Source organism: Paenibacillus dendritiformis, from assembly GCF_015845845.1.
Classification (GTDB): Bacteria; Bacillota; Bacilli; order Paenibacillales; family Paenibacillaceae; genus Paenibacillus_B; species Paenibacillus_B dendritiformis_C.
In genome coordinates this window covers 39,121-63,287 of sequence record NZ_LDIG01000113.1, presented here as the reverse complement: position 1 = coordinate 63,287, position 24,167 = coordinate 39,121, and the positions used below count along the sequence as shown (strand labels likewise).

Below are 24,167 nucleotides of genomic sequence, written 5' to 3'. Positions count from 1 at the left end.
ACAAAAAGGGCCTATCAGTATACATGTTCTGATAGACCCTTGTCCAAAGCTTATTCTACTCTTCATCCGCTAACCGTTTCAAGCGGCCGGCCTGCCCGCTAAAAATGATCCATCTTCGGCGCTTGCCCATCATTTGCAACTTTACATTTGTCAAAAATGTAAAGTTAAATTATACTAATACTATACAGTTTAGAGTACGAAACTAGGAGCAACCACCACGAATCGGAGCGATGAACCCATGTCACATAAAACGAAAGTTACTCAGCAGCAAATCGCCGACGCTCTGGGCCTGTCCCGGAACACTGTATCCAAGGCGCTGAACAACGATCCCGGTCTGCGTGAAGACACGAAGCGGCGCGTCCTGCAAAAGGCGGTCGAGCTCGGTTATATGAAGATTCATCATGACCTGGCCTCTTCCGAGGCTTACGCCGCAGAGAACCGGCTTGTCGCGCTGCTGACCCATTCGGACTATATGGGCAATCCTTATTGGATGTCTTTCTTGAAGGGGCTGAACGCGACGCTGAAGGAAGCAGGCTGCACGTTGACGATGACCATCGTCGATATGGAGGAAGAGCGCCAGCTTCTCCTTCCGGGACTATTTCACCAGCAGAAGCCGGCGGGAGTCATCACGATCGGGCCATTCCTCCGCGAATACTACGAGATGATTGCATCTACCGGAACGGCATCCCTGTTCATCGACACTCATGCCGACTATAAGCCCGGCGATTTGAAATGCGATATTTTGCTGGCCGACAACAAGCACAGCGTGCATAAGCTGACGAGCAAGCTTATTGAGCAGGGCCACCGGAATATCGGCTTCGTGGGAGATATCGGCTCATGTCTGAGCTACCGCGAGCGTTGGGAAGGCTTCCAGCTTGCCTTGCGGGACCACGGGATGGAAGCGAACGAGGAATATTGCATCATCAACCGGATGCAGCGCCATTATTACACGGAGGCGGAACTGCGGGAAGCCTTCCACGCCATGAAGCGGAAGCCGACTGCCTTCGTCTGCGTGAACGACGCTATCGCGCTTGAAATCATGACGATCATACGCCAATCGGGGCTCGGCATTCCGGACGATATCGCATTGACCGGCTTCGACAATATCGCGGAATCGATACTGGTGCAGCCGTCTCTGACGACCGTACATGTTCCCAAGGAGGAAATGGGCATGCGGGCAGGCGACCAGATCGTGTGGAGAATGGACCATCCGAAGCGGCCGAACGAGATGATCCGGCTCGATGTCGAGATGATGTGGCGGGAGTCGTGAGCGCGCCCCTCCCCAGTGATCGGCGCCGGCCTCTCTCCCGCTGCATGATTTCAAATGTAAACTTACATTCATTTTAAAATGTAAGTTAAATCAGATAGTTTTGTAGGATTTTTGATACAAAATGCACATTATAAACTTGACATTATGCCAAGTCTCGATTACTCTGGATGTAGGAAAAGGGCGTTTTGTCCTGCGTCATTTTTTCGGCGCGCAGCATTCGCCGGCAGCAGGTGGTGACCGCCCAGGTCTATGATGGGTCCTTCCTGCCCAGACTGTAAGGGAGGGGCTGGAGAGCTTCGCCGGCCTGAAGGTGCATGTCTATCCACGCTGTACGATATTTCATCATGACATTATTTGCAAAGTGAGGAGTCACATCATGAGCCAATTGAAGATTCTCGGTCCGGATATCCCGAACATGCCGTGGGAAGAGCGGCCAGCAGGCCATAAAGAGGTGTTGTGGCGCTACAGCAACAACCCGGTCATCCCGCGTGATTTGCTGCCTAATTCCAACAGTATCTTTAACAGCGCCGTCGTTCCTTTCGAGGGCGGATTCGCAGGCGTCTTCCGCTGCGATGACAAATGCCGTTACATGCGGCTTCATGCCGGCTTCAGCAAAGACGGTTTGAACTGGGACATCAACCCGGAGCCAATCAAGTTCCAATGCGACGATCCGGAGATCGGCAACTTCATCGAAGGCTACGATCCGCGCGTATGCTGGATCGAAGACCGCTTCTATGTCACCTGGTGCAACATTTACCACGGGCCGACAATCGGTGTCGCTTACACATATGATTTCAAGACATTCCATCAGCTTGAAAATGCATTCTTGCCATACAACCGCAACGGGGTCATGTTCCCGCGCAAAATTAACGGCAAATATGCCATGCTGAGCCGTCCATCCGATACGGGCCATACTCCATTCGGCGATATCTTCTACAGCGAGAGCCCGGATATGGAGCACTGGGGCCATCACCGTCATGTCATGGCGCCTATGGGCGGATGGCAGAGCAAGAAGATTGGCGCAGGCCCAATCCCAATCGAGACAAGCGAAGGCTGGCTGATGATCTATCACGGCGTGCTCAACTCCTGCAACGGCTTCGTTTACGCATTCGGCGCCGCGCTGCTTGACTTGGAGCAACCATGGAAAGTCCTGTACCGCAGCGAGCCATACCTGCTGCAACCATCCACTCTGTACGAGTGCGTCGGCGACGTTCCGAACGTTGCATTCCCATGCGCTTCGCTCGTGGATGCCGCTACCGGCCGCATTGCGATTTACTACGGCGCAGCCGATACCGTAACAGCAATCGCCTTCGGTTATGTAGACGAAATCATCGACTTCGTGAAAAACAACTCCCGCGTAGAGTAATCACGAAGCCGTAACCAACTGCAACCGCAAAGATGCACTTGAACCTATGGTTCTGCCGCTTTCTTTGTAACCCCTATAACACGCCCCCTGCGCGACGTCAATCGTCATTACAGGGGGCGTCTATTATTTCCTCAGTTCAGTTGACCGAATCCGAAATCCAGCAGCTTGTGCGAGTCCTTCCATACCTTATCACTTGTGGAATGAAGGACGACGGCAATCAGATGGCGGCCATCCCGCACGGCCGACGACACGAGACAATACCCTGCCTCATCCGTGAAGCCGGTCTTTATCCCCGTAGCTCCTTCATAATAATATTCACTCCCTTTTTGCAGCAGTTGATTGCGGTTGACCAATCCCGACACTTCGCCCTGGGCTCCAACCGAGGCCGGGGTCACCTCCGCATACGTCATACGGACAATCGCGCGGAAATGCTTGTTCTTCATCGCCTCTTGAGCGATAAGCGCCAAATCATACGCCGAGCTGTAATGATCCGGATCATTCAGACCGTGCGGATTGTTGAAATGAGTGTTCCGCAGCCCCAGCTCCTCGGCCCGTTCATTCATCATGCCGACGAACACCTCCATCGCTTCATCGATGCTCATATCCGGATCGCCGCTTGCCTCGCGTCCGATCTGAACCGCAATCGTTCGCGCCGCATCATTGCCGGATGGAAGCATTAGCGCTTCAATCAACTGATACCAGGAAATCTGCTGGCCCGGCTGCAACCCGGCCGTGCTCTCCCCCGGCTCCTTAAGGAGGACCTCCTGGCCCACTTCCACCGTGTCATTCCCCTGCTTCCGCTCCAGACCAAGCAACGCCGTCATCATTTTCGTCGTGCTGGCAGGCGCCTTCCGTTCCTGATCATTTTTAAAAAAGAGCACCTTCCCCGTATCCTGATCAATCACGATCGCCGCCTCAGCCCCCAAATCATAATGCGCGAACAACCGGTTGTCCGTTTCCGGACGCAATTCAGCCAGAGCACTTTTCAAAAATTGCTTAACCCCCAAAGTCGTCGGCTGCGCCCAAAACCATACCCCTACAGCAATAACCGCTCCCAACAGCACCCACCGCTTCTTCTCAACTGCTTTCATGATTTATCTCACCTTTTCGTCATTATCGTTCTTAGAATGATCCTCATTCTATAGAACCTCGCTTAACATAGTTGTAAGCAATAATGAACAAAACATAAGAAAGTATGAAGAAAACATGAAGCCCTCCCATCGGCCCCCTCTGGAGACAGCACATTTCTCTCGCCTACTGGCTCAGAATCACATTCCATCGCATGTAGTCTTGGTCTCAATCTCCGGCTGCCCAAAATGCCTCTGCCCCTATACTGCGAGTCTCCCACCCACTCAGGATACTCTCGCCACACTTGGTGGTAATTCTCCCAGTAGTTCAGGAGTGTGTTTGCACCTTCTTATAGTGAATATCCCACCCGCTCAAGGAGGCAGGTTGCGGCTCCTTATAGTGAATATCCCAGCTGCTCAGGGACGCAGTTGCTGCTCCTTATGCCGAGGCTCCCAATCATTCAGGGTGCATTTAGTCTTATGATGCATATCCCAACTACTCAAGCAATCAGGGTTCAAAACAATGGTTTTCATATATCGATGCTCGGTGTAGTTTTATTCCTTAATACCAAGAATTCCCTTGACATGGAAACTAATGTTCGGTATCTTATAAATAAGAACATATGTTTGTTTTAATCTGAAATTTAGGAGGGTCTCGGGTGAAAGGCTGGACAAACGTTGGTACGTTGGAGGAGTTGATGGAGCGGTTCCCTACAGATGATTCATGTATACCTGCCCTGTTTGCGCTGAAATGGCCTCACGGCTACCGCTGCCCGAACTGCCGGCATACGCGTGCCTATGTCATCCGGACGCGGCGCCTTCCTTTGTACGAATGCAGCGCTTGCCAGCACCAGACATCCCTGACTGCAGGGACAATCCTGGAAGGCAGCAGAACCTCCCTGCGGAAATGGATAGTTGCGATATGGTTTGTAGCTCGTCGGGATGAAGGAATTAATGCGGTCAGGCTGAGCTCTATTATTGAGGTTACCTACAAGACGGCATGGGCGATGCTCCATAAGATTCGTACTGCGATTAGCTGCGCTGACGAGCAAGAGCAGCTTGAGCATCACGTTCATGGCTTTATCGCCTATTACGGCAGCAGTCGCCAATATTCCTGTTTCGAGCTGACAGCACAGGAACATCCGCTTATCGTGGCCGCCTCGCTGGCTCCAGACGGTCAGGAGCAGGAGTATAAAATGAAACTGGTCAACCGGCAGCACATGTCCGGCAAGCTGCTGCTTCCTTCGGGATGCGATGACTTTATTGAACAACACGTATCTGCACTGACCGCTGCCATCTCTATTACCCGCCAACGATTTCGGGTCAAGCGCAATAGCCCCCTATATACCGTGTTCCGGCGAGCAAAACGTTGGCTTTGCGATACGTTCCGCGGGATAAGCGGCAAGTACCTGCAGCTTTATTTAGATGAATTTTGTTACCGGGAAAATGCAGCCTCCCGCCACGCAACCGGATGGGGGACTTTGGCTGAGATATGCTTTGCCAGGAACGGGGCGAGGGAACGTTATTTGAAACGGGCAGGCGCATTGCGAGGCCGCTCCCGATATATGAGAGCTGCGTGAATCAATTCGCAGCGAAACGGAGTTTGCCTCAGCTCGTGCATCCATTAAATCATAAAAGTTTTTGACCTATAAGAGTCATAACTGATTTTACATCGATATTTAATATGGGAAATAATTTATGGGATGTAGTGTCGTCTATTTCGTTCTGCGATTTTGACATGCTGCGGGCTGCTCATTTCTTCTTAATGAGGTACTATTCTGTTCAGATCCGGCTATAGCCTGTTTCTATTTATCTTTCGGCATCATAATTATATGGCTTCCTTTATTCTATGTTTGCCACGGATACATACTAGTTGACACCATCATTTTGCTTTTCCTGGGTGAATGTTCCTTTTCCTAATCGCTTTTTTCTGAGGGACGGGGATACCGATCAAACGAAACGCAGACAGACGATCAAAAGAAGCGCTGACAGACCATCAAAAGAAACGGCTACACCGATTAGATCCAAGAACCGTAGAGGTAATGAAGGATAGCAAGCCCTCACCTCCTACCCCACGAACCAACGCCGCCAAGAAAAAAAGCAGCGCCCCCGGCACTGCTCTGACCACCGTATTTAGACCATATTATTCGGGCACATTGGTTGAGGCTCTTTGCCCAGACACGCCGTCTGCTTGACTCTTATAAGCAGGAGCAGGCGGAGCGATTCGCGGAAGCTCGATAATGAACAGCGTTGCCTGAGGCGAGCTTTCGGCACGGATAGTTCCGCCATGAAGCTCGATAATCGTCTTGGCGATCGCAAGGCCGAGTCCGGAGCCGCCGGTTTTCTCGGATCGTGATTTTTCGACCCGATAGAAGCGCTCGAAGATATGCGGCAAATCTTGGCTCGGGATAGGGTCACCCGCATTTTTGACGATAATCTCCACCTTGTCTTCATCTTGGCGAAGATGAAGCTCCACGACGCTGCCGCTGTATGCATAGTGCATCGCATTGGACAACAGATTGTCGAACACGCGCACCAGCTTGTCGGGATCGGCGTTAACCCAGCATTTGTCCGTATTGCTGCTCATTTGAAGGGTCAGTCCGGCCTGCTCCATCGGGTAGCGGTAGTGAACGCACAACTGGCCAGCCATCTCAGACACGTTCATCGGCTTGGTCCGTAAAGTCATTCCGCCGTTCATCCGCGTATATTCGAACAGATCGTTAATCATGACATTCAGCCTCTCGGCCTTCTCATAGGCAATATGAATATATTGCCGAAGCTCCACTTCATCGCGGTAACGGTCCTGCTCGACCAGCCCCAAATAACCGAGAATCGAAGTAAGCGGCGTCCGCAAATCATGGGATACGCTCGTAATCAGCTCGTTCTTCGTCCGTTCCGCCAGCCGTTCTTCCTCAATAGAGGTCTTCAATTGGTAGACCATGATATCAATGTTCTTGGCCAGACGCCCAATCTCGTCATCGGTCGTAATATTGCACCTCTGATCGAAATCCCCATCCGCAATATGCTGCACCGTCTCTGTAATCCGCTCGAGACTGCCGATCAGCTGGCGATTCAGCAGCACATAAAAGAGGATAAAGAGGATGATGCCCGCAATCACCATCGTCGGCACGACGCCCACCTCAAACGCCAAGAAATTGATGATGCGGTATGTGACAGGCTCCTTCAGTTCCCGTATCACGCCGGCGGCGAACATGAGCAATACAAGGCTCATAAAGGTAAGAAGCAGCGTCAGCGCAAACCTGAAGAGCAGCTTCCAACGGATGCTTTTAGCCCAATGCTTGTTCAATCTTATACCCTACTCCCCATACGGTCTGTATATATTTCTCGCCATGGGCCTCCAGCTTGTCCCGCAGCTTGCTGATATGCACCGCTACTGTATTGTGGGAGCCGTTGAAGCTCTCCTGCCATACCCGTTCGTACAGTTCTTCCGCGCTGTATACTCTTCCTGGATTGCTTGCCATTACATAGAGGATCTCGAATTCCATCGAGGTTAAATGGATGGGCTGCCCGTTCACCCGGACGGAATGCGTCGCCTTGTTAATCTCAAGATCCTGGATGCGAATGACCCCGGCAGGCTCGGAGCCTGCCTGGATATGAGCGTTCAACTGATAAGTGCGGCGAAGAAGCGATTTGACGCGGGCCACCAGCTCCAACGGATTGAACGGCTTCACCATATAATCGTCCGCGCCGGTCATCAGCCCCATAATTTTGTCCATGTCCTCCGCCTTGGCGCTCAGCATAAGGACCGGTATCGCCTGCTTTTCCCGAATCTTCAGGCAGACGGACATCCCGTCCAGCTTCGGCATCATGATATCCAAAATAACCAGATCCACCGGATCCCGCTCCAGCACCGACAAAGCCTCAACCCCGTCATGGGCCTTGCACAATTGGTAGCCTTCGTTCCGTAAATATATTTCGATTAAATCGGCAATTTCTTTATCGTCATCCACAATTAAAATGCGGGTCACGTTCGAACCTCCTCGCTATATTCGTGAACCTTTCGGCTTTAGCATAACAACATCAGAGGGCTGAATTCAAGCGTACCCGTGATTTGCCACAGCCCAATCGTATCTGTTCTTCGCTCCTTGGGAGCTCCGCTGCAGCGGATCACTGATCCGGTACGCCCGTGAGACCGGCATCGTCAAGACGGAGCAATGGGGAGCCGTCTGTGGGCCTTGCACAAAAAAATCCTGTGTCACGCAAAGGGCGACACAGGATGGCGCTTACAGACTCTTATTTATGTCTTATTTTGCCGGAGCGCCTACCGCTTCCAGCCAAGCCTTCGCGATCAGCGCGTGGCCAGCGGGCGTCGGATGAACGCCGTCCGGAGCCCAGAATTGCGATTCGCGGCGGGCGGCCGCCTGCGCGAACAGACCGTCCAGCGGCACATAGTAAGCGCCGTATTCCCGAGCAAGCCCGCGCACGATATGAATTTTCGGATCCAGATCCTCCCGCCATTGCGTCCGATCGGCCGGCACCGGCAGCACGAACGGCTCGACGAGCACGAGCTGCGCTTCCAACTCCTTCAAGGTTCGTTCAATAATATCGCGATACCCCGACTCGAATTGCTCGGCCGTCGTCTCCTCCTGACGGGTATAGCGCCTCCAGCAATCGTTAATTCCGATGTAAATGCTGACCCATGTCGGCTTCAGCTTCAGGCAGTCTTCCTCCCATCGCGCCTGCAGATCGCGGACCCGATCCCCGCTGATTCCCCGGTTCAGGAAAGAGACATCGAGCTGCGGGTACATGCTCTGGAACAGACCGGCCGCCATGAAGGCATAACCTGTGCCCAGATGGGAGGACAATTCCCGCTGACGGCCCGCATCCGTGATGCTGTCGCCTTGAAAAAGAACCACATCTCCATCTTGAATCGTTCGCTTCGGTACTGAGCTACTCATCGAATCCCTCCATCGATTGGAATGACCATGTTCCACCGATGATGCGCATGATGGAACCCGCCCGTTCCGTCCTTGGCAATCATCATATACCCTACCTCCCCGTCTGTCCATACAAAAGGATCCACGAAATGTACGAATTCGGGAAAAATCGGTGCCTCCGAACGGCATGCGGGAGCGGCCTTCCATGCGGAAGAGGGCGAGGACGAGCGCCATTCTGCTGTGCTCATTCGTTCGGGACATTTCCTCGATATGTATATAAGCCGTATCCTTCCTGCTTCCTCTCAACAGCATGGATGGCATCGAATCCGGCGCATTCTGCATACTATATTTTCAAGCCTAATTACTGCGTCAGAGTAAAGCAATGGAGTTCTTGAGGTGCATTCATGTGACAAGCTTACACTAGGGGGGAGAATGCGAATTCAACACCTATAGAAGGAAAGAATGAATAATTCGGACCCGGAATAACAAAAAATAATCACCACAATAAAAAAATCATTTCCATTATAATAGGGCACATTTTAGGATAGAAGAACAGCACTCCGCACTCCGTTATGCCGGTTCGCCGGGTGAAGCGAGGTCCCTCGTCCATTTTCAAAAAAACACGAACGTCCACCAGAGAAAAACAAAGTTCAAAAAACGAGAAGGCGTGCTGTCATTAGGATTATGCCACGTCAGCTTTCCCTTCCTTACTTCTTCCATTGCCCGAATGTCCACATCACGTAGACGAAAAAAGTGCGTATAATTGACAAATATTTTCTATTAAAAGGTTTTATAGCCATAAAAGAATAAATTAATGTCATGAAAATTTACACTAAACGTCATATAATCTTTAACTATTTTATGAATTTCACAATGTTTGCTATTTCAAAATCCGCACATTCTCAGTATAATGTTTGAAAAGTGTTCCTATAATGCTTGAAAGGATGGGTGATGAGCCTTGGAAATGTTACAACGTGAACAAGCAGAAGTGCTAAACCCGTACGAAATCGTACAAAAGCAAATCGATGCGGCTGCGGCAAAATTACAGTTACCCGAGCATGTTACTGAACTATTGAAGAAACCAAAACGGGTATTATCGGTGAGCTTCCCTGTACGGATGGACGACGGTACGGTACGGATTTTTGACGGGTATCGTTCCCAGCACAACGATGCTATCGGGCCAACAAAAGGCGGCATCCGATTCCATCCGGACGTGACACTGGACGAGGTCAAAGCATTATCGATGTGGATGACATTCAAATGCGGCGTCGTTGGCCTGCCTTACGGCGGGGGCAAGGGCGGCGTCATTTGCGACCCTCGCCAAATGAGCAAAGGGGAAATTGAACGGGTCAGCCGCGCTTTCATGGAAGCCATCTCGGATATTGTAGGACCTGAACGGGATATTCCTGCTCCAGACGTATACACGACACCGCAGATTATGGGCTGGATGATGGATACCTACAGCAAGCTGCGCGGACATTATACGCCGGGCGTCATTACAGGAAAACCGATTATTATCGGGGGATCCCAAGGACGGAATGCAGCGACGGCCCAAGGCTGCGTATATACCATTCAATCGGCGCTTCAGGACATCGGCCGGCCGATGGAGAAGGCGACGGTAGCCATTCAAGGCTTCGGCAACGCCGGACGCATCGCGGCTCGCCTGCTGACCGATCTCGGCGCGACCATCGTAGCCGTAAGCGACTCCCGCGGCGGAATCTACGATCCGAACGGGCTCGATCTCGACCGCGTCGAGCAGTTAAAGGACGAGGCGACGATTTTGGAATATGGCCACGATTTCCACATTTCGAACGAAAAGCTGCTTGAGCTGGACGTCGATATCCTCATTCCGGCAGCATTGGAAAATGTCATCACGAAGGAAAATGCCCCTCGCATCAAAGCCCGCATCGTGGCAGAAGCGGCGAACGGCCCGACAACGCCGGAGGCGGACACTATCCTGAATCAAAAAGGCTGCATCGTCATCCCTGATATTTTGGCGAATGCCGGCGGCGTAACCGTATCCTACTTCGAATGGGTACAGAACTTGATGAACTACTACTGGAGCGAAGAGGAAGTCCTCGACAAGCTGCAGACAAATATGGTCAAGTCGTACGAAGCGGTGCGCGACATGGCCAATGAGTACAATACGGACCTGCGTACGGCCGCATACATGATCTCGCTTCAACGCGTTACTGAAGCTATGCGCGCTCGCGGCTGGGTGTAATCGATCGAATCAGCGCACGAAAGAGCTATCTTGCTGCAGAATCCATCTGCCGCAGGGTAGCTTTTTTGCTGCATTCCGGTTAAGCTCCTGCGACCAAGGCTTCCATCCATTCGTTCGGATTCAACTCACCCATTTTTCATTTTTCCGCTTCATTTGGCTTACGGGCGCTATTTTCCTATAATAGGTTATAACGCATGAAGGATGATGCGCCTCAGGCAGCGTCGAATTGTGGTACATTCTCATCTAAAGGAAACGTATTCATCATGAACTCCATGAACCTACGGACGCGGCGTCCGTTTCAAATGATTCGCGGGGTGCTGCAGGTCTGGAAATACGCCTACCGGCCCTTTCTTCTTTTTGAGCTGTTCTACAAGCTCATGACAATCGGATTATTTATCCCGTTCCTGTCGATCGTATTCAACAAAATATTGGAGATCGGCGGCTTCGGAGCCGCCGCCAATCACGATCTGCTGCGCTTTGTCCTGAGCCGGTACGGATTGCTTAGTCTCATCCTGCTCGCTCCGGTGGCAATGATGCTGATTTATACCGAATTCGCCGTTCTTATTTATATCGCTTATTATGGGATGCAAGGAAAAACAGTCCGGCTGCGCGTCGTCGTGCTCAAGGCCTTATCCCGTCTGCCCGGCCTGTGGCGCATCGGGATCTTTGGCTTGGCGATGTACCTGCTGCTGCTGTTCCCGCTGCTGAATACGGGCTTCGGCTCCTCGCTGCTGCCGAATGTCACGATTCCGAACTTCATTACGGGCGAGCTGATGAAGACCGGTACCGGAACGGCGGCGTTTGTCCTGTTTTTCACGTTCGTCGCCATTCTGAATCTGCTCTGCATCTATGCGCTGCCCATTCTTGTGTTGGAGGAGTCGAACCGGTTCTGGCGCGCCTTCGCCAAGAGCGCCCGCCTGTTCTGGAAGAGCAAATGGTCGATTCTCCGGGCCGTCGGCGAATGGGTGCTCGTGTTCGCGCTGATCGTCGCCGTCTTCATCGCCCTCATCGCCGGAGCGATTGCCATCCTTCCGGAAAGTCTGCCCGAGACGGCCATCGTCACGGCCGGGGCCGTCATCAGCTTCGGCATCTATGTGATGACCCTCGTCATGACGCCTTTGTTCATCACGGTCGTCACCCGGCTCTATGTGCGCTATGCCGGCAAGAAGCACATCTCCCTGCATTCGGGGGAGCTGGATATCACCGAAGGCCACACCCGGGCGGAGAGACGCCTCTTCGCTTCGCAGCATCGCCCGAAGCTGGCCCTGTTCGGCCTGCTGATGCTCATTGCGGTCGGCTGGGGCGTCACGGCGCTGCTGACTGACTGGGGCGAGGCGAAGGATGAGTTCGTCATTATCGCCCACCGCGGGAATGTAAATACAGGAGTCGAGAATACGCTGGACGCGTTCGAAGGGGCGGTCGAGGCCGGGGCCGATTACATTGAGCTCGATATTTTGCAGACGAAGGATCGGAAGCTGGCCGTTATTCACGACCATAATCTGAGACGCCTCGCGCGGCGCAATGTCAACGTCTATGATCTGACCCTGGCCGAGCTGCAGGACATTCCGCTTTTCCAAAACGGTTATGCCGGACGCATTCCTTCGCTGGATGAAGTGCTGGATGCGATGAAGGGCCGCATCCGCCTCAACCTCGAACTGAAGACGCATGGCTTTGAGACGCCGGATTATGTCTCCAGCTTCATCGATACGATCCGGCGGCACCAGGCCGAGAATGAGGTTGTCGTATCCAGCCTCGAATATGATTTGCTTCAAGAGGTGAAGGAAAAGGCTCCCGAGCTGAAGGTCGGCTACATTATTTACGCCACCTTCGCGCCGCTGAACCGGTTCGACGCCGACTTCTTCGTCGTGGAGGAGGCGTTCGTCACCGCCCGCCTGGTTGCCTCCGCCAAGCTGATCGGCAAACCGCTCTATGTATGGACGATTAACGACCCGGAACGGGCAGCCCATTTCTATTCGCTCGGGGTCGACGGCATTATTACCGACATCCCGAAGGAAGCGAGAGAAGCCGTCAAGGAGCTCGGCGGAGAACCGGTCTTTTTGCTTGATCTCGAGTCGCTGCCATAGCGCAAAATCGCCTCCCTTCGGCCGTTCAGGCCGGGGAGGAGATTGCTGTCTTGCCGCTGCCGCAGCAAGCGAGACATTATGGATGCTTTTTTAATGCTTCAGCTTTTCCCGTACGGAAGCCAGCTTCTGCTCCATCGATCCGGCCTTGTCGCGGCGATCGTCGATTTTCACGACGGTCGATACCCGGGAAGCCCCGCTCTGGAACGGGCTCTCATGCAGCGCGCGGATCGCCTCGAACAATCGATCCAGCGGCCCTTCAATAATCGTCCCCATCGCCGTCAGCTCATAGACGATGCCGTCCACCTGCTCGATCGCACGCTGCATCTCGGCGACGTACGAGCTCAAGCTCGTCGACTCCGTCCCGATAGGAATGACCGTAATCTCTGCCAGCGCCATGGCGCCATCCTCCCTTCGTCACGCTCTCCTTGAGTGCCTTATCTCCGTTCTCATGACTACGCCAACATATTATCCGCTCAATCCGACGACGCCCTGCTCTTCATCGAGGCGAATCCGTTCCGCCGCCGGATGCTTCGGCAGCCCCGGCATCGTCATCACCTGCCCGGTATGCACGACGAGGAAGCCCGCGCCCGCGGACCAGCGAATATCGCGCACCTCCAGCGTGAACCCTTCCGGCGCGCCGAGCAGTCCCGGCCGATCGCTGAACGAATACGGCGTTTTCGCCATGCATACCGGGAGCTTCGCCGTATCGAACCGTTTCAGCTCGCGCAGCGCCCGCTTGGCGGCCGGGCTATAGGCTACCTCGGCTCCGCGGTAAATGCGGGTGACGATCGTTTCGATTTTCTCTTCGATCGGAAGTTCATCCCCGTACAGCAGCCGGAACCGGCCCTCTTCCTGCGCGTCGGCCAGCCGCGCGACGGCTTCCGCCAGCGCCGCGCCGCCTTCTCCGCCCTTCGCCCACGCTTCAGACAGAATCGCCTCCGCCCCGATCTCGCGGCACATCCGCTGAACAGCCTCCAGCTCCTGCTCCGAATCGGCCGCGAACCGGTTCACCGCGACGACCACCGGAACGCCGAAGCTCCGCATATTCTCCACGTGACGGCGCAGATTGGCAAATCCGGCGGCGAGCGCTTCCGGCGACTCCTGCTCCAATTGATCCTTCGCCAAGCCGCCGTTATACTTCAGGGCGCGTACGGTCGCGACCAGGACGACTACCGACGGCGCCAGCCCGCTCTGGCGGCATTTGATGTCCATGAACTTCTCCGCGCCCAGATCGGCGCCGAAGCCGGCCTCGGTCACGACATAGTCGGCGAGCTTCAGCGCATAGCGCGTCGCCCGCACGCTGCTGCAGCCGTGCGCGATGTTTGCGAACGGACCGCCATGCACCAACACCGGATCCCCTTCCACGGTCTGGACCAGATTCGGATAGATGGCGTCCTTCAGCAGCACGCACATCGCCTCGACGGCTTGGAGCTGCGACGCGGTCACCGGCTCGCCCTCATAGGTATAGGCGACCACCATGCGGCCGAGTCTCGCTCGCATGTCGTCCATATCCTCGGACAAGCAGAGTACGGCCATAATCTCCGAAGCCGTCGTGATCATGAAGCCGTCTTCCCGCACGGCGCCGTTGCCGTCGCCCAGCCCGACGACGATATGCCGCAGCGCGCGGTCGTTCATATCGACAGCCCGCTTCCAGACGATGTGTTCCGGCTGGATGCCGAGCGCATTGCCCTGATACAGATGGTTGTCGATCATGGCCGCCAACAGATTATGCGCCGACGTAATCGCGTGAATATCTCCGGTAAAATGAAGGTTGATGTCCTCCGCCGGCACGATCTGGGCGCGTCCGCTGCCGGTCGCGCCGCCCTTCATCCCCATGCACGGCCCGAGCGACGGCTCGCGCAGCGCCGCGACCGCCTTCCGGCCGATGCGGTTCAGCCCCTGCGTCAACCCGATTGTCGTCAGCGTCTTGCCTTCTCCCGCTGGCGTCGGATTCATCGCCGAGACGAGAATCAGCTTGCCGTCGGGCCGGTGCGCATTCGCCTCCCATACTTCCTGGCTCAGCTTCGCCTTGTATTTGCCGTAGAGCTCCAACTGCTCCGCCGGCACGCCGATACGGGCTGCAACGTCAACTATTGGTCTCATCATTCGAATATGCTCCCCCTGACTCCTGTCGATACCTTCATTATACATTTCCGTCCCCGACCAAGATATTCACAAATCCGTGACAAACCGCAAGCGATGACGCGCCCTGTTCTTCAAGCCGTTGAGCGGTTCGCCTTAAGGATCCGGCGTCTGGGCGCTCCGCCTACCGCAAGGCGTTGAACTGTGTTCCATTCAGGTTGTGGCATTCGGGCGTCTCGTCCCTTTGAAGTTCTCGTCATGCCGAGGGCAAGGTGTTCACGCACACGAATTTCAATTCCGTCATGTCCCGAATCGCGTATTTGACGCCTTCCCGGCCATAGCCGCTATTCTTGACGCCGCCATACGGCATATGATCAGTCCGGAAGGTCGGGATGTCGTTGATGATGATGCCGCCCGCCTCAAGCTGCTGGGCCGCTCGCATCGCATCGGCCAGATTCGCCGTATAAATGCCGGCGTTCAGACCGAAGTCAGAGCGGTTCGCCAGCGCAATCGCCTCATCGAGCGAGGCATAAGGAACGATGGACACGACGGGCGCGAAGGTCTCGCGGCAGGAGACGTCCATATCCGGCGTCACGCCGAGCAGCACGGTCGGCATGAAATATCCTCCCTCGCGGCGTCCGCCGCAGGCAACCCGGGCCCCCTGCGCCACGGCCGCGTTCACCCATGCCTCGATGCGCTCCGCCTCGCGCTCGCTAATCATGGCGCTGATGTCGGTCGCCTCATCCAGCGGATCGCCGGAGCGCAGTTCCTGCGTCCGCGCCACGAACCGCTCGGTGAACTCTTGGCAGATCGACTCGTGCACATAGATCCGCTGGATGGAGATGCAGACTTGTCCGGCGTAGCCGAAGGCCCCCTCCACGCAGCGCGGAATGATCGGCTCCAGCGGCACGCCGGGCTCGACGATGAGCGCCGAATTCGAGCCAAGCTCCAGCGTCGTCTTGCGCAGCCCGGCCTTCGCCTTCAGGCGCGCTCCGACCTCCTCGCTGCCCGTGAACGTAATCTTGCGCACGCGCTCGTCCGCGACAAAGCGGTCGCCGATCAGGCGGCCGCTGCCCGTCACGATCTGCAGCGCCCCGTCGGGCAAGCCGGCCTGACGGAAAATGCCGCCCATGGCGAGCGCGCTAAGCGGCGTCTGAGAGGCCGGCTTCAGCACGACGGCATTGCCGGCGGCCAAGGCCGGACCAAGCTTATGCGCCACCAGATTCGCCGGGAAATTGAACGGCGTAATCGCGGCGACGACGCCGAGCGGTTCGCGCAGCGTGAAGCCGAACCGGCCTTCCCCGCCCGGAGCCGCATCCATCGGTATCGTCTCGCCATAGAGACGCTTCGCCTCTTCCGCCGCGAACCGGTACGTCGTAATCGTCCGCTCCATCTCGGCGCGCGCAGCCCGAATCGGCTTGCCCGCTTCCTGAGCCAACTGCCGGGCCAGTTCCTCCTTGCGCGCGCTCATCTGCTCGGCCGCCTTGAGCAAAATGTCGGCCCGGGCATGGGCGGGCATCGCCCTCATCTTCGCCGCCGCCCGCTGCGCCCCGGCGATCGCCTCCTCCAGATCCGCCTCGCCGGCCTGGCTGATATTGGCCAGCAGCGCCCCATCATAGGGGGCGAACAGCGGTGCGGTCCGCTCCGTCACCCTCCATTCGCCGTTAATGAACAATCCGTATGTCTCAACCTGTGACATCGTTATCCCTCTTTCCATGAACATCATATCTACTCCTCATTATACATTACCCTGTAAGCGGCGGCCGGTTCGGCCTCATCTCCGTCTGAATTCGGAAGCTGGAATCAAGCTGCTGTTGTGGCGCTGGCTATGCGTGGTCTATTAAAGTGGCCGTTATGTTATATGTACCTATGTACTCTGCCTTATCCGCACTCTCCCATCGGCTCAGGCTTGCCATAAGCTAATCGGCCCCGGTCCCCCTATCCCCGAACCTCAGCCTAGACAGGGTTACGCCGGGAAAGGGCCATTTTCATTAATGAGGCATAACATTCACGTCATAAAACATCGCTGCGTGCTGGTTACAGCCTTAATTGAAAAGGCACAATATCTTAGGAAGCATGAAGCAGGCAGCGTATGATCTCCAGTAGGAGGAGAGGCGGGAGCTTATCACTGACAGACCCTATTTATGCCAAGAAATTCCGGTCAGGAGGATGAGAAGAACTTTACAGCATGAAATGATGAGAAAATTTCGATAGTTGCGCATCCCTGAGAGTTTGGGATATTGGACAAAAGGAGCGGATTGACAACGGCAACACCGCGTTCTATAATTCATGGTATCAATCAATAGTCAATGTTGGTTATCCAATGTTGTTTTCTAATTGCACGATATGAAGGGAGCTCACGCATTTTGACGGACTTGATTATTCTCTCCTTGCTGCGCCAGCGGCCGATGCACGGCTATGAAATTCAACAGACGATTCAGACCAGCCGCGTCGATGTGTGGACGAATGTGCTGTCCGGCTCCATTTATTACGCCTTGAACAAGATGGAGAAAGAGGGTCTGATTCGCACGGAAGCGGAGGAACGGACCGGTGCCCGCCTGCGCAAAATCTATGCCATCACAGACCAAGGCGAACGGTACTTCAAAGAGAAGGTGCGGGAATCGCTGACCCTGGCGCCCCATTCGGTTAAGTCTGATTTCGTGCTCGGGCTGACCTGGATCGATGAGCTTCCCCGGGAAGAAGCGAAGCCGCTGCTGGAGCAAAATGTGAAGGAGCTGGAAGCCACGCTGGAGCAGTGGAAGCTCGGGAAACAGATTAAGAGTCAATACGGGCTCCCCCCTATCGCGGAAGCTTCCTTCGACAACGCTATCACGCTGCTGGAGCTGGATATCCGCTATCTCCGCAAAGTAATCGAGCTGATGGAACAGCAACCAAAGTAACTTCCGAGGGCCAAGGCCGCTTTTCCGTGCATGCCGGAACGAGCGGCTTTCCTTTCATGCTTATATCCAACATTGGATATAAAACATTGGCCAAATAAAAGGAGATGAGCCATTGATGACGACGCAAGCGGACATTTTAATCAAAGCGACGGAACTCGTCAAGACATACGGGCCCCCGCCACCATCGTGAACGGCGTGGACGTGACGATTCGGCAGGGAGAGGCGCTTGCCATCATCGGAGCGAATGGGGTCGGGAAGTCGGCGACGCTTGACTTGCTCCTTGGCCTGCTGCGGCCGGGTCGGGGACAGATCAGCTACTGGACCGAGGATCCCTGTCGCCATATCGGAGTGCAATTGCAATCGGCTCCGTTTTTTCCGGTTTTAACGTTTTGGAAAATATGGGGGCATGTTCGTCTTCTTTTATGGCTGCCGCCTCTCCGATGCCATCCTGATGGGGCATTTGCGGCGCTGCGGACTTGGGGAAGCCGCGCGGACCGATGCGGCACGGTTGTCCGGCGGGCAGCAGAAGCGGCCCGCCATCCTGGCCGGGTTCGCCATATTATGCATGACGGTAGCGGTATTCACCTTCCGCTGGGATCCGAGCAGACCGGAGTGAAGCAGAAGCGGCGCACGCACGCCGCGTCCGGCTAGCCGGTGTCTTCCATAGAGGAAGGGGCGACGGCTTGTCCCGCCGAATGAATCGGCGCTCCAGCAAACGCGAGCCGCAGGGCAGCCGCCTTCAGAATGCTTTTCATGCCCCCAGCCATTATCCGCGCGAAGGGACGGCTTCTTCTGCCAACGCCAGCAGACCGCGGCTCAGACAGGTCGGGGCGTGCATCCGCTTCCGCTCGACGGCGAATTGAATCTCGACAGCCTCCTCATCCAGGCTGACAATCTCGCCGAGTCCAAAGGCCGCATGCTGCACCTTCGTTCCGGCCCCGATCCCGCTCCATGTCCGAATCGCATTCGGCAGTACAGGGGCCGCTCCTGCCTGCGCTGCGGACACGGCCGCCGTCGGTGCCGGGCTCGCCGCTGCCGCAGGCTGAAGCTTCTCGACATAAGACACGAACCGGGAGCGCTTTGCCTTCTCGCCGCCCCGCTCCCGGTAGGACAGCAGCTCCAGATGGGATTTGGCCCGCGTCATGCCCACATAGAACAGCCGGACCGCTTCCTCCATCTCCGCGGTCTCCCCTTTGTCGTAGCTGCGGATGTCCTCCTGCGACGGGATGATCCCTTCCACCAGGTCGATCATGAACACATGCTCGAACTCCAGCCCTTTCGCGCTGTGAAACGTGGAGAACGTCACCGCGTTCGCGCCGCGGTTCCGCTTGGAGGAAGCCATGATCGCCTCCAGCCGCTTCAAGCGCGCCGCAAAGTCCGGCAGCGTAGCGAGGCCGTCGGCGATATTGTCCAGGGTGTTCAGTATGCCGACGATATACTCCTTGCGGAAGCCGAGCCGCTCGCATGTTTTCTCGACGGCCTTGTCATAGCCCAGCTTCGTGCGAATGACGCGGATAGCCGCCTGCGGGGTCATCTCCTTCAGCCGGGCGAAGGTTTCCTTGCTTTCCTGCAGCAGACCGACCTGGTAGTCTTGCAGCGGGACATGGCGAAGCAGATTGTCGAAGACCGATTCGCCGTTGTGAACGGCCTTCAATGCCGCCATTTGCTGCTTCGAGATGTACCCGTTGAACTTGAGATGGATTTTTTCCAAAAGATCAGGCCGCCGGTCGGTAAATGCCATCCGCATAAAATTCAGCACATCCTCGACCACCCAATGCGAGAAGAACCGGTTATCCCCGTCACGGATAAAAAACGGGATGCCGGCGCGATCAAACTCATTCATAAGCGCAATCGAAGAAGAATTGTTGCGGTAGAGCACGGCCGTGTCCCGCAAATTGGCCATGGCGGACACGCGCTCCGCCACCCTTTTCGCCTGATCCTCGTATTCGGCGACCTCGCTAATGACAATCGGCCGCTGCGGCGGGTTGGCCGTGAACATTTGTTTGTCATACCGCTGCTTGTTCTGCTTGATGAAGCGGTTGGCCACTTCGACGATATTGCGCGAAGAGCGATAATTCTGCTCCATTTTCAACAGCTTCGCATCGGGGTAGACTTGCTTGAACTGAAGCAAATAATCCGGCTCCGCGGCCCGCCACGTATAAATGCTCTGATCATCGTCGGCCACGACGCACAGATTCCGGTGCGGCTGCGCCAGCTTGCCGATAATCTCATGCTGCACGAGCGAGGTGTCCTGGCTCTCATCGGTCAAAATATAATCATAACGGGACTGGTACCGCTCCAGCAGCTTCCGGTCCCGGCTGAACGCCTCGTGGGCGACCGTCAGCATATCGTCGTAATCAAGCAGGAGCTTATCCGTTCCCGAGCGCTTGAATTGCTCGTACTGCCGGGCGATATGCGCGGCCTTCGGCACGCTGCAGGGGACGCGCTCCCATTGGTCCGGAGGAAGCATTTTATTTTTGACAAAGCTGATGTACGTCGTTAATTCATCCATCTGGTCATCGGCAATATGTTCTCCGGCGATCGTTTTGTACAGCTCGCGGAGAATGAGCTTTTTGTGAAGTGCCGGCATTCCCAGCGGGGCTTCTTCCCGGCTCTCCAGATCGGTATCCCCTTCGATGATCCGGAAATCGGTGCGCGCATTCCGCAGATGTTCGCGCGTGACCGCGAACGCCAGGCTGTGAATCGTCGAGAAGTCGACGCTGCGGACCGGCAGCTCGGGACATAGCCGCGCGAACCGCTCCCTCATGTCTGCCGCAGACGCCCTGCTGAAGGTGATCGCCTTGATGCGTGACGGATCCGCCTTCTTTTCCGCGATAAGATACCCGATCCTCATCACGATTGTCGTCGTCTTCCCCGATCCGGGAGAGGCCAGCAGCAGCATCGGCCCGTCCGTATGAAGGACCGCCTCGGTCTGCACGTCGTTGAGAACGATGCCTTCCCGCTGCTTGCGTGCCAAGAATCCTTCCTTTATATGCATGGCCATACTATCCTTTCGTTGTTGCCTGTGGCTGCTCTCGGTTCAAGCCCGATGCTCTCCATTATACCTGTTATCCTGCCATGAAAAAAAGAGCCCGGACATCCGGACTCTTCGCTGTATGGCACGCCCTAAGGCTGCAAATAAGCGGGAGGGTTACGATTGACGGTTCATCTCATAATTGTTCTGGTGCATTTCCTTAATGAGATGCTGCAAAAAGTGCTGCTCCTGCTGGCTTAGTCCGTGCTGGTTCTCTTGCAGAAGATACTGTTGAATATTGCGGCGCAGCAATTCATTTTTGCGTTCCAACATATGCTCGTTACTCAAAAATCGTCACTCCCTGCTGGATTGGATTTACGCATTCCCAATCGATGCGTAAACGGCTTCTGTAAGTATAACGGATAAGGGCCTGTAGTTGAAAATGCCCTGAAAACGCCTCAGCACGCCTCTCACGACCGGAAGCCCGCTGCTCGAAGCCTGAGCGCTTCCGCTTACAGTTATCCTCCGTCATACTCGAAAATTCAGCCCTCTGGACATTCCGCCCAGAGCCCCTGCGGCTATTCACTCCCCGTCTTGCTGGCGGGCCAACTGCGCATAGATGCCGACAATCTCCTCCAGCTTCATCCGCACAAGCCCGCTGGATGACGGCGCCACGAAATCGCGGACGCCTTCTACGACCGGCTCGTCCTGGAATCCCCAGTCCACTCCTCTTCGCCCGCTGTAAGCCTCATAGACGCCCTTGCCGACGAAGCATACGGTCTGCGGGCGGTACGTCTCGATTTTGCGGCGCAGCAGCTTGCGCCCCTCCGCATATTCGGCCGCTGTGATATCCGCTGCCGTCGGGGTCGGCCGGGCGACAATGTTGGTGAAGCCGTAGCCCAGCTTCAGCAGCTCTCCGTCCTCCTCGGCCCGGTACAGCCGCGGGGTCAAGCCGGCCCGGTACAGGATCGTCCAGAAGCGGTTGCGCGGATTGGCGTAATGATGGCCCGTCTCTCCCGATCGCGGGCTTGGGTTGAAGCCCACGAACAGCACGTCCAGCCCCCAGGCAAGATGATCGGGTATCGGATTCATAAATAGCGCCTCCTGTACTTTTGTTCTGAATATGGCAGCCATAATTAACGTAGTTAATCGCAAAAGGCAATAATGAACACTTGCTGGTTCCAGAGTCGATCCTATGCTTATAATACCTATGAACGGCATCAAATCAAACGCGGCTGATCCAGCTGCACGAGATAGACAAGAATATATGCCAAATAGATTAGAAAATACATGTCCAAGGACAAGGACGGGAGGATTCGCCATGCTGCTGCATCTTACCTACCTGTCCGGGGATCACAAGGTCACCGGATATTTGAGCCTGCCGCCCGGATGCCGCGTGGATCCGGAACGGCTGGGGCTCTGGCTTCGCGGCCACTATGCGTGCCCGGAGCTGCCGCGCCCGACGGAAACGGCCTGCGGCTGGCCGCCGGAACGCCGGGACATGTCGGCGGGCCGCTGGCCGGTCCTTCTCTATTGCCGCGGCGGAATGGGCAAGTTCGGCCGCGTGCGGACGCATTGGCTGGAGCAGTTCTCCAGCCATGGATATATCGTCTTCGCCCCTTGCTACCGCGGCAATGAAGGGGGCGAAGGCCGGGACGAATTCGGCGGCGCCGATACGGAGGACGTCCGCGCCGCCTGGCGCATGCTTGTCCAGCTCCCGTTCGTCGATGAGCGGCGCATCTCTATCATGGGCTTCTCCCGCGGAGCCATCAACGCGTCCAGGACGGCGGCAAGCGCCCCCGGCATCCACCGCCTCATTCTGTGGAGCGGCGTCTCGGATCTGGCGCAGACGTACGAGGAACGCGTCGATCTGCGGCGCATGCTCAAGCGCGTGCTCGGAGGGACGCCCGCCCGGCAGGAAGCGGCGTTCCGCCTTCGATCCCCGATTCATTTGGCGGAGCGGATTCGCTGTCCCGTCCTGCTTATCCACGGGACGGAGGATGAGCAGGTTCCTTATGCTCATGCCGTTCGAATGCGTGACAAGCTGGCATCGCTCGGCAAGGAGTGCACGCTGCATGCCTATGCCGGGGAGGGCCATTTATTCCCGCCCGGGAAGCACCGCGAAGCCGTAGAGCGAATGTTCCGCTGGATAGAGGAGACGGGACGCTGACTTCGGCGCGCTGTCATACATAACCAGCCCGTTCCCGGCGCACACTGCAATGTAGAAGCGTTTTTCGCCTTCTTCCGAAGAGGGTGAAACGCTGCTGCGAGAAATATAAGCCAAGTATGGTCCGAAGCGGACACTTTCTTATATTTTATCAAAACGAATGAGGTGAATTCGCCATGGGTTACTCCGGCGTTCGTTTTTTGCTGCTGTGCTGCGCCGCATCCTTGCTATGGGTTGCGGCATCCTGCGCGAGGCCGAATCCGATTGAACCGCCCGGGCCGACGAGCACGGCGCTTCTCGACGGTTCGCATATCGATTCGATGGGCAACCGGCTGGTTCCGCTCCGGGAAGCCGCGCATGCCCTCGGCTTGCGGATGGAGGATCGCGACCAAGTCGTGCGCATCGGTTATACCGACGTCATCTATGAGCTCTATCCGGGACGCCCCGAAGCGCTATCTTCCGGCCAGGCGGTCACGCTGCCGCAGGCGCCCGTCCGGCTGAAGGGAGCGCCGTTCGCCACGATGGAATCCCTGTCCTTGCTGCTCCAGGCTCCGTTGCGATGGAATCCGGAACGGCAGACCATCGATATCGGAGCCATCCGGAAGGCTCGTTCGACGCCGCCCTCCGGCGGCATCTCGGCCCAAGCGCTCCATATGGCCGGGACGGGGGTGAATGCTCAGGACTTGATTCAATACGCGAAGTCGTTCCTGGGAGTACCATACGAATTCGGAGCCGGCCCTTATGAAGAGTCGAAGAAATTCGACTGCTCCTCCTTCACCAAGCATGTGTTCGCGCATTTTGGAGTTGAACTCCCGCGCCTGGCCCAGGATCAAGCTGGACAGGGCTCTGCCGTCACCCGGGATAATCTCAAGCCGGGAGATCTGATCTTCTTCACCGTTCCCGGGAGGTTCGAGGATGACCGGATTCCGGGACATGTCGGCATCTATATCGGCAATGGAAAATTCATTCATACATGGGGCGATCCGGGCGTCCAGATTAGCGATGTGGACGGCGAACATTGGGGCTCCACGCTTCTGTCGATGCGCCGGGTCATCTAATACCGGAAGGCTGTTGCACCGGCCAATAACGGCCAATCCAGACACGGGGCATTCCGTGGGAAGTCAAGCTCTGCGGG

19 protein-coding genes are annotated in these 24,167 nt (G+C 55.8%); 9 read left to right on the top strand and 10 right to left on the bottom strand.

The features are described from left to right. The first annotated feature begins 238 nt into the window (after positions 1 to 238). Complete coding sequence (locus ABD76_RS09865) at positions 239 to 1,270, top strand: LacI family DNA-binding transcriptional regulator (protein ID WP_197256455.1); 1,032 nt, start codon at positions 239 to 241, stop codon at positions 1,268 to 1,270. 376 nt (positions 1,271 to 1,646) lie between these two features. Next, on the top strand, positions 1,647 to 2,636 hold the full coding sequence (locus ABD76_RS09860) for a glycoside hydrolase family 130 protein (RefSeq protein ID WP_168180035.1): 990 nt from the start codon (positions 1,647 to 1,649) through the stop codon (positions 2,634 to 2,636). Between the two features lie 131 nt (positions 2,637 to 2,767). Here the strand turns inward: ABD76_RS09860 and ABD76_RS09855 are convergent, their stop codons facing one another. Continuing rightward, positions 2,768 to 3,727 carry a D-alanyl-D-alanine carboxypeptidase family protein gene (locus ABD76_RS09855; RefSeq protein WP_197256453.1) on the bottom strand — a complete coding sequence of 320 codons (960 nt, stop codon included), beginning with the start codon at positions 3,725 to 3,727 and terminating at the stop codon, positions 2,768 to 2,770. A gap of 635 nt (positions 3,728 to 4,362) precedes the next feature. Between ABD76_RS09855 and ABD76_RS09850 the strand changes: the two genes are divergently transcribed. Then, positions 4,363 to 5,283, top strand: coding sequence for a transposase (locus ABD76_RS09850; protein ID WP_197256451.1), 921 nt, complete (start codon positions 4,363 to 4,365; stop codon positions 5,281 to 5,283). Positions 5,284 to 5,846: 563 nt separating this feature from the next. On the opposite strand, the gene ABD76_RS09845 is transcribed toward ABD76_RS09850, so the two are convergent. From ABD76_RS09845 to ABD76_RS09835, 3 genes are all read right to left on the bottom strand, one after another. After that, positions 5,847 to 7,010, bottom strand: coding sequence for a sensor histidine kinase (locus ABD76_RS09845; RefSeq protein ID WP_197256449.1), 1,164 nt, complete (start codon positions 7,008 to 7,010; stop codon positions 5,847 to 5,849). Next, entirely contained in the window at positions 6,991 to 7,692 is a 702-nt protein-coding gene (locus tag ABD76_RS09840; protein ID WP_197256447.1) for a response regulator, read from the bottom strand. The genes ABD76_RS09845 and ABD76_RS09840 overlap by 20 nt, the downstream gene beginning before the upstream one ends. A gap of 276 nt (positions 7,693 to 7,968) precedes the next feature. Continuing rightward, the gene (locus tag ABD76_RS09835) at positions 7,969 to 8,622 is read right to left on the bottom strand and encodes an SGNH/GDSL hydrolase family protein (protein ID WP_197256445.1); all 654 of its coding nucleotides are present in this window, start codon (positions 8,620 to 8,622) and stop codon (positions 7,969 to 7,971) included. 943 nt (positions 8,623 to 9,565) lie between these two features. Here ABD76_RS09835 and ABD76_RS09830 point away from each other — a divergent pair. Together ABD76_RS09830 and ABD76_RS09825 are read left to right on the top strand one after the other, a co-directional pair. After that, the gene (locus ABD76_RS09830) at positions 9,566 to 10,825 is read left to right on the top strand and encodes a Glu/Leu/Phe/Val family dehydrogenase (protein WP_197256443.1); all 1,260 of its coding nucleotides are present in this window, start codon (positions 9,566 to 9,568) and stop codon (positions 10,823 to 10,825) included. Between the two features lie 263 nt (positions 10,826 to 11,088). Beyond that, positions 11,089 to 12,909 carry a glycerophosphoryl diester phosphodiesterase membrane domain-containing protein gene (locus tag ABD76_RS09825; protein WP_197256441.1) on the top strand — a complete coding sequence of 607 codons (1,821 nt, stop codon included), beginning with the start codon at positions 11,089 to 11,091 and terminating at the stop codon, positions 12,907 to 12,909. A 90-nt stretch (positions 12,910 to 12,999) separates the two neighbouring features. Here the strand turns inward: ABD76_RS09825 and ABD76_RS09820 are convergent, their stop codons facing one another. The 3 genes from ABD76_RS09820 to ABD76_RS09810 form a co-directional block, all read right to left on the bottom strand. Next, positions 13,000 to 13,305, bottom strand: coding sequence for an MTH1187 family thiamine-binding protein (locus tag ABD76_RS09820; RefSeq protein ID WP_197256439.1), 306 nt, complete (start codon positions 13,303 to 13,305; stop codon positions 13,000 to 13,002). Positions 13,306 to 13,374: 69 nt separating this feature from the next. After that, a complete protein-coding gene (locus ABD76_RS09815) occupies positions 13,375 to 15,012 on the bottom strand; it encodes a formate--tetrahydrofolate ligase (RefSeq protein WP_197256479.1) in 1,638 nt (545 codons plus the stop codon). A gap of 235 nt (positions 15,013 to 15,247) precedes the next feature. Next, positions 15,248 to 16,690, bottom strand: coding sequence for an aldehyde dehydrogenase family protein (locus tag ABD76_RS09810; protein WP_197256437.1), 1,443 nt, complete (start codon positions 16,688 to 16,690; stop codon positions 15,248 to 15,250). 667 nt (positions 16,691 to 17,357) lie between these two features. Between ABD76_RS09810 and ABD76_RS09805 the strand changes: the two genes are divergently transcribed. Continuing rightward, entirely contained in the window at positions 17,358 to 17,891 is a 534-nt protein-coding gene (locus ABD76_RS09805; protein ID WP_197256435.1) for a PadR family transcriptional regulator, read from the top strand. Positions 17,892 to 18,077: 186 nt separating this feature from the next. Then, complete coding sequence (locus ABD76_RS09800) at positions 18,078 to 18,542, top strand: ATP-binding cassette domain-containing protein (protein WP_338125091.1); 465 nt, start codon at positions 18,078 to 18,080, stop codon at positions 18,540 to 18,542. Between the two features lie 115 nt (positions 18,543 to 18,657). Here ABD76_RS09800 and ABD76_RS09795 read toward each other — a convergent pair whose 3' ends face one another. The 3 genes from ABD76_RS09795 to ABD76_RS09785 form a co-directional block, all read right to left on the bottom strand. Beyond that, positions 18,658 to 20,889, bottom strand: coding sequence for an ATP-dependent helicase (locus ABD76_RS09795; protein ID WP_197256433.1), 2,232 nt, complete (start codon positions 20,887 to 20,889; stop codon positions 18,658 to 18,660). Positions 20,890 to 21,042: 153 nt separating this feature from the next. Further along, positions 21,043 to 21,213, bottom strand: coding sequence for a hypothetical protein (locus ABD76_RS09790; RefSeq protein WP_197256431.1), 171 nt, complete (start codon positions 21,211 to 21,213; stop codon positions 21,043 to 21,045). 234 nt (positions 21,214 to 21,447) lie between these two features. After that, positions 21,448 to 21,957 carry a mismatch-specific DNA-glycosylase gene (locus ABD76_RS09785; RefSeq protein WP_197256429.1) on the bottom strand — a complete coding sequence of 170 codons (510 nt, stop codon included), beginning with the start codon at positions 21,955 to 21,957 and terminating at the stop codon, positions 21,448 to 21,450. Between the two features lie 229 nt (positions 21,958 to 22,186). Between ABD76_RS09785 and ABD76_RS09780 the strand changes: the two genes are divergently transcribed. Next, positions 22,187 to 23,035 (top strand): alpha/beta hydrolase family protein, encoded by an 849-nt coding sequence (locus tag ABD76_RS09780; RefSeq protein WP_197256427.1) that lies wholly within the window; start codon positions 22,187 to 22,189, stop codon positions 23,033 to 23,035. Between the two features lie 173 nt (positions 23,036 to 23,208). Further along, positions 23,209 to 24,090 (top strand): C40 family peptidase, encoded by an 882-nt coding sequence (locus ABD76_RS09775; protein WP_197256425.1) that lies wholly within the window; start codon positions 23,209 to 23,211, stop codon positions 24,088 to 24,090. The last annotated feature ends 77 nt before the right edge of the window (positions 24,091 to 24,167 follow it).

Bases quoted from the DNA above. Each gene is read 5' to 3' on its own strand.
- ABD76_RS09860 (WP_168180035.1), top strand. From the start codon at position 1,647: ATGAGCCAATTGAAGATTCTCGGTCCGGATATCCCGAACATGCCGTGG.
- ABD76_RS09820 (WP_197256439.1), bottom strand. From the start codon at position 13,305: ATGGCGCTGGCAGAGATTACGGTCATTCCTATCGGGACGGAGTCGACG.
- ABD76_RS09775 (WP_197256425.1), top strand. From the start codon at position 23,209: ATGGGTTACTCCGGCGTTCGTTTTTTGCTGCTGTGCTGCGCCGCATCC.
- ABD76_RS09830 (WP_197256443.1), top strand. From the start codon at position 9,566: ATGTTACAACGTGAACAAGCAGAAGTGCTAAACCCGTACGAAATCGTA.
- ABD76_RS09825 (WP_197256441.1), top strand. From the start codon at position 11,089: ATGAACTCCATGAACCTACGGACGCGGCGTCCGTTTCAAATGATTCGC.
- ABD76_RS09780 (WP_197256427.1), top strand. From the start codon at position 22,187: ATGCTGCTGCATCTTACCTACCTGTCCGGGGATCACAAGGTCACCGGA.
- ABD76_RS09835 (WP_197256445.1), bottom strand. From the start codon at position 8,622: ATGAGTAGCTCAGTACCGAAGCGAACGATTCAAGATGGAGATGTGGTT.
- ABD76_RS09865 (WP_197256455.1), top strand. From the start codon at position 239: ATGTCACATAAAACGAAAGTTACTCAGCAGCAAATCGCCGACGCTCTG.
- ABD76_RS09785 (WP_197256429.1), bottom strand. From the start codon at position 21,957: ATGAATCCGATACCCGATCATCTTGCCTGGGGGCTGGACGTGCTGTTC.
- ABD76_RS09855 (WP_197256453.1), bottom strand. From the start codon at position 3,727: ATGAAAGCAGTTGAGAAGAAGCGGTGGGTGCTGTTGGGAGCGGTTATT.
- ABD76_RS09795 (WP_197256433.1), bottom strand. From the start codon at position 20,889: ATGCATATAAAGGAAGGATTCTTGGCACGCAAGCAGCGGGAAGGCATC.
- ABD76_RS09810 (WP_197256437.1), bottom strand. From the start codon at position 16,690: ATGTCACAGGTTGAGACATACGGATTGTTCATTAACGGCGAATGGAGG.
- ABD76_RS09815 (WP_197256479.1), bottom strand. From the start codon at position 15,012: ATGAGACCAATAGTTGACGTTGCAGCCCGTATCGGCGTGCCGGCGGAG.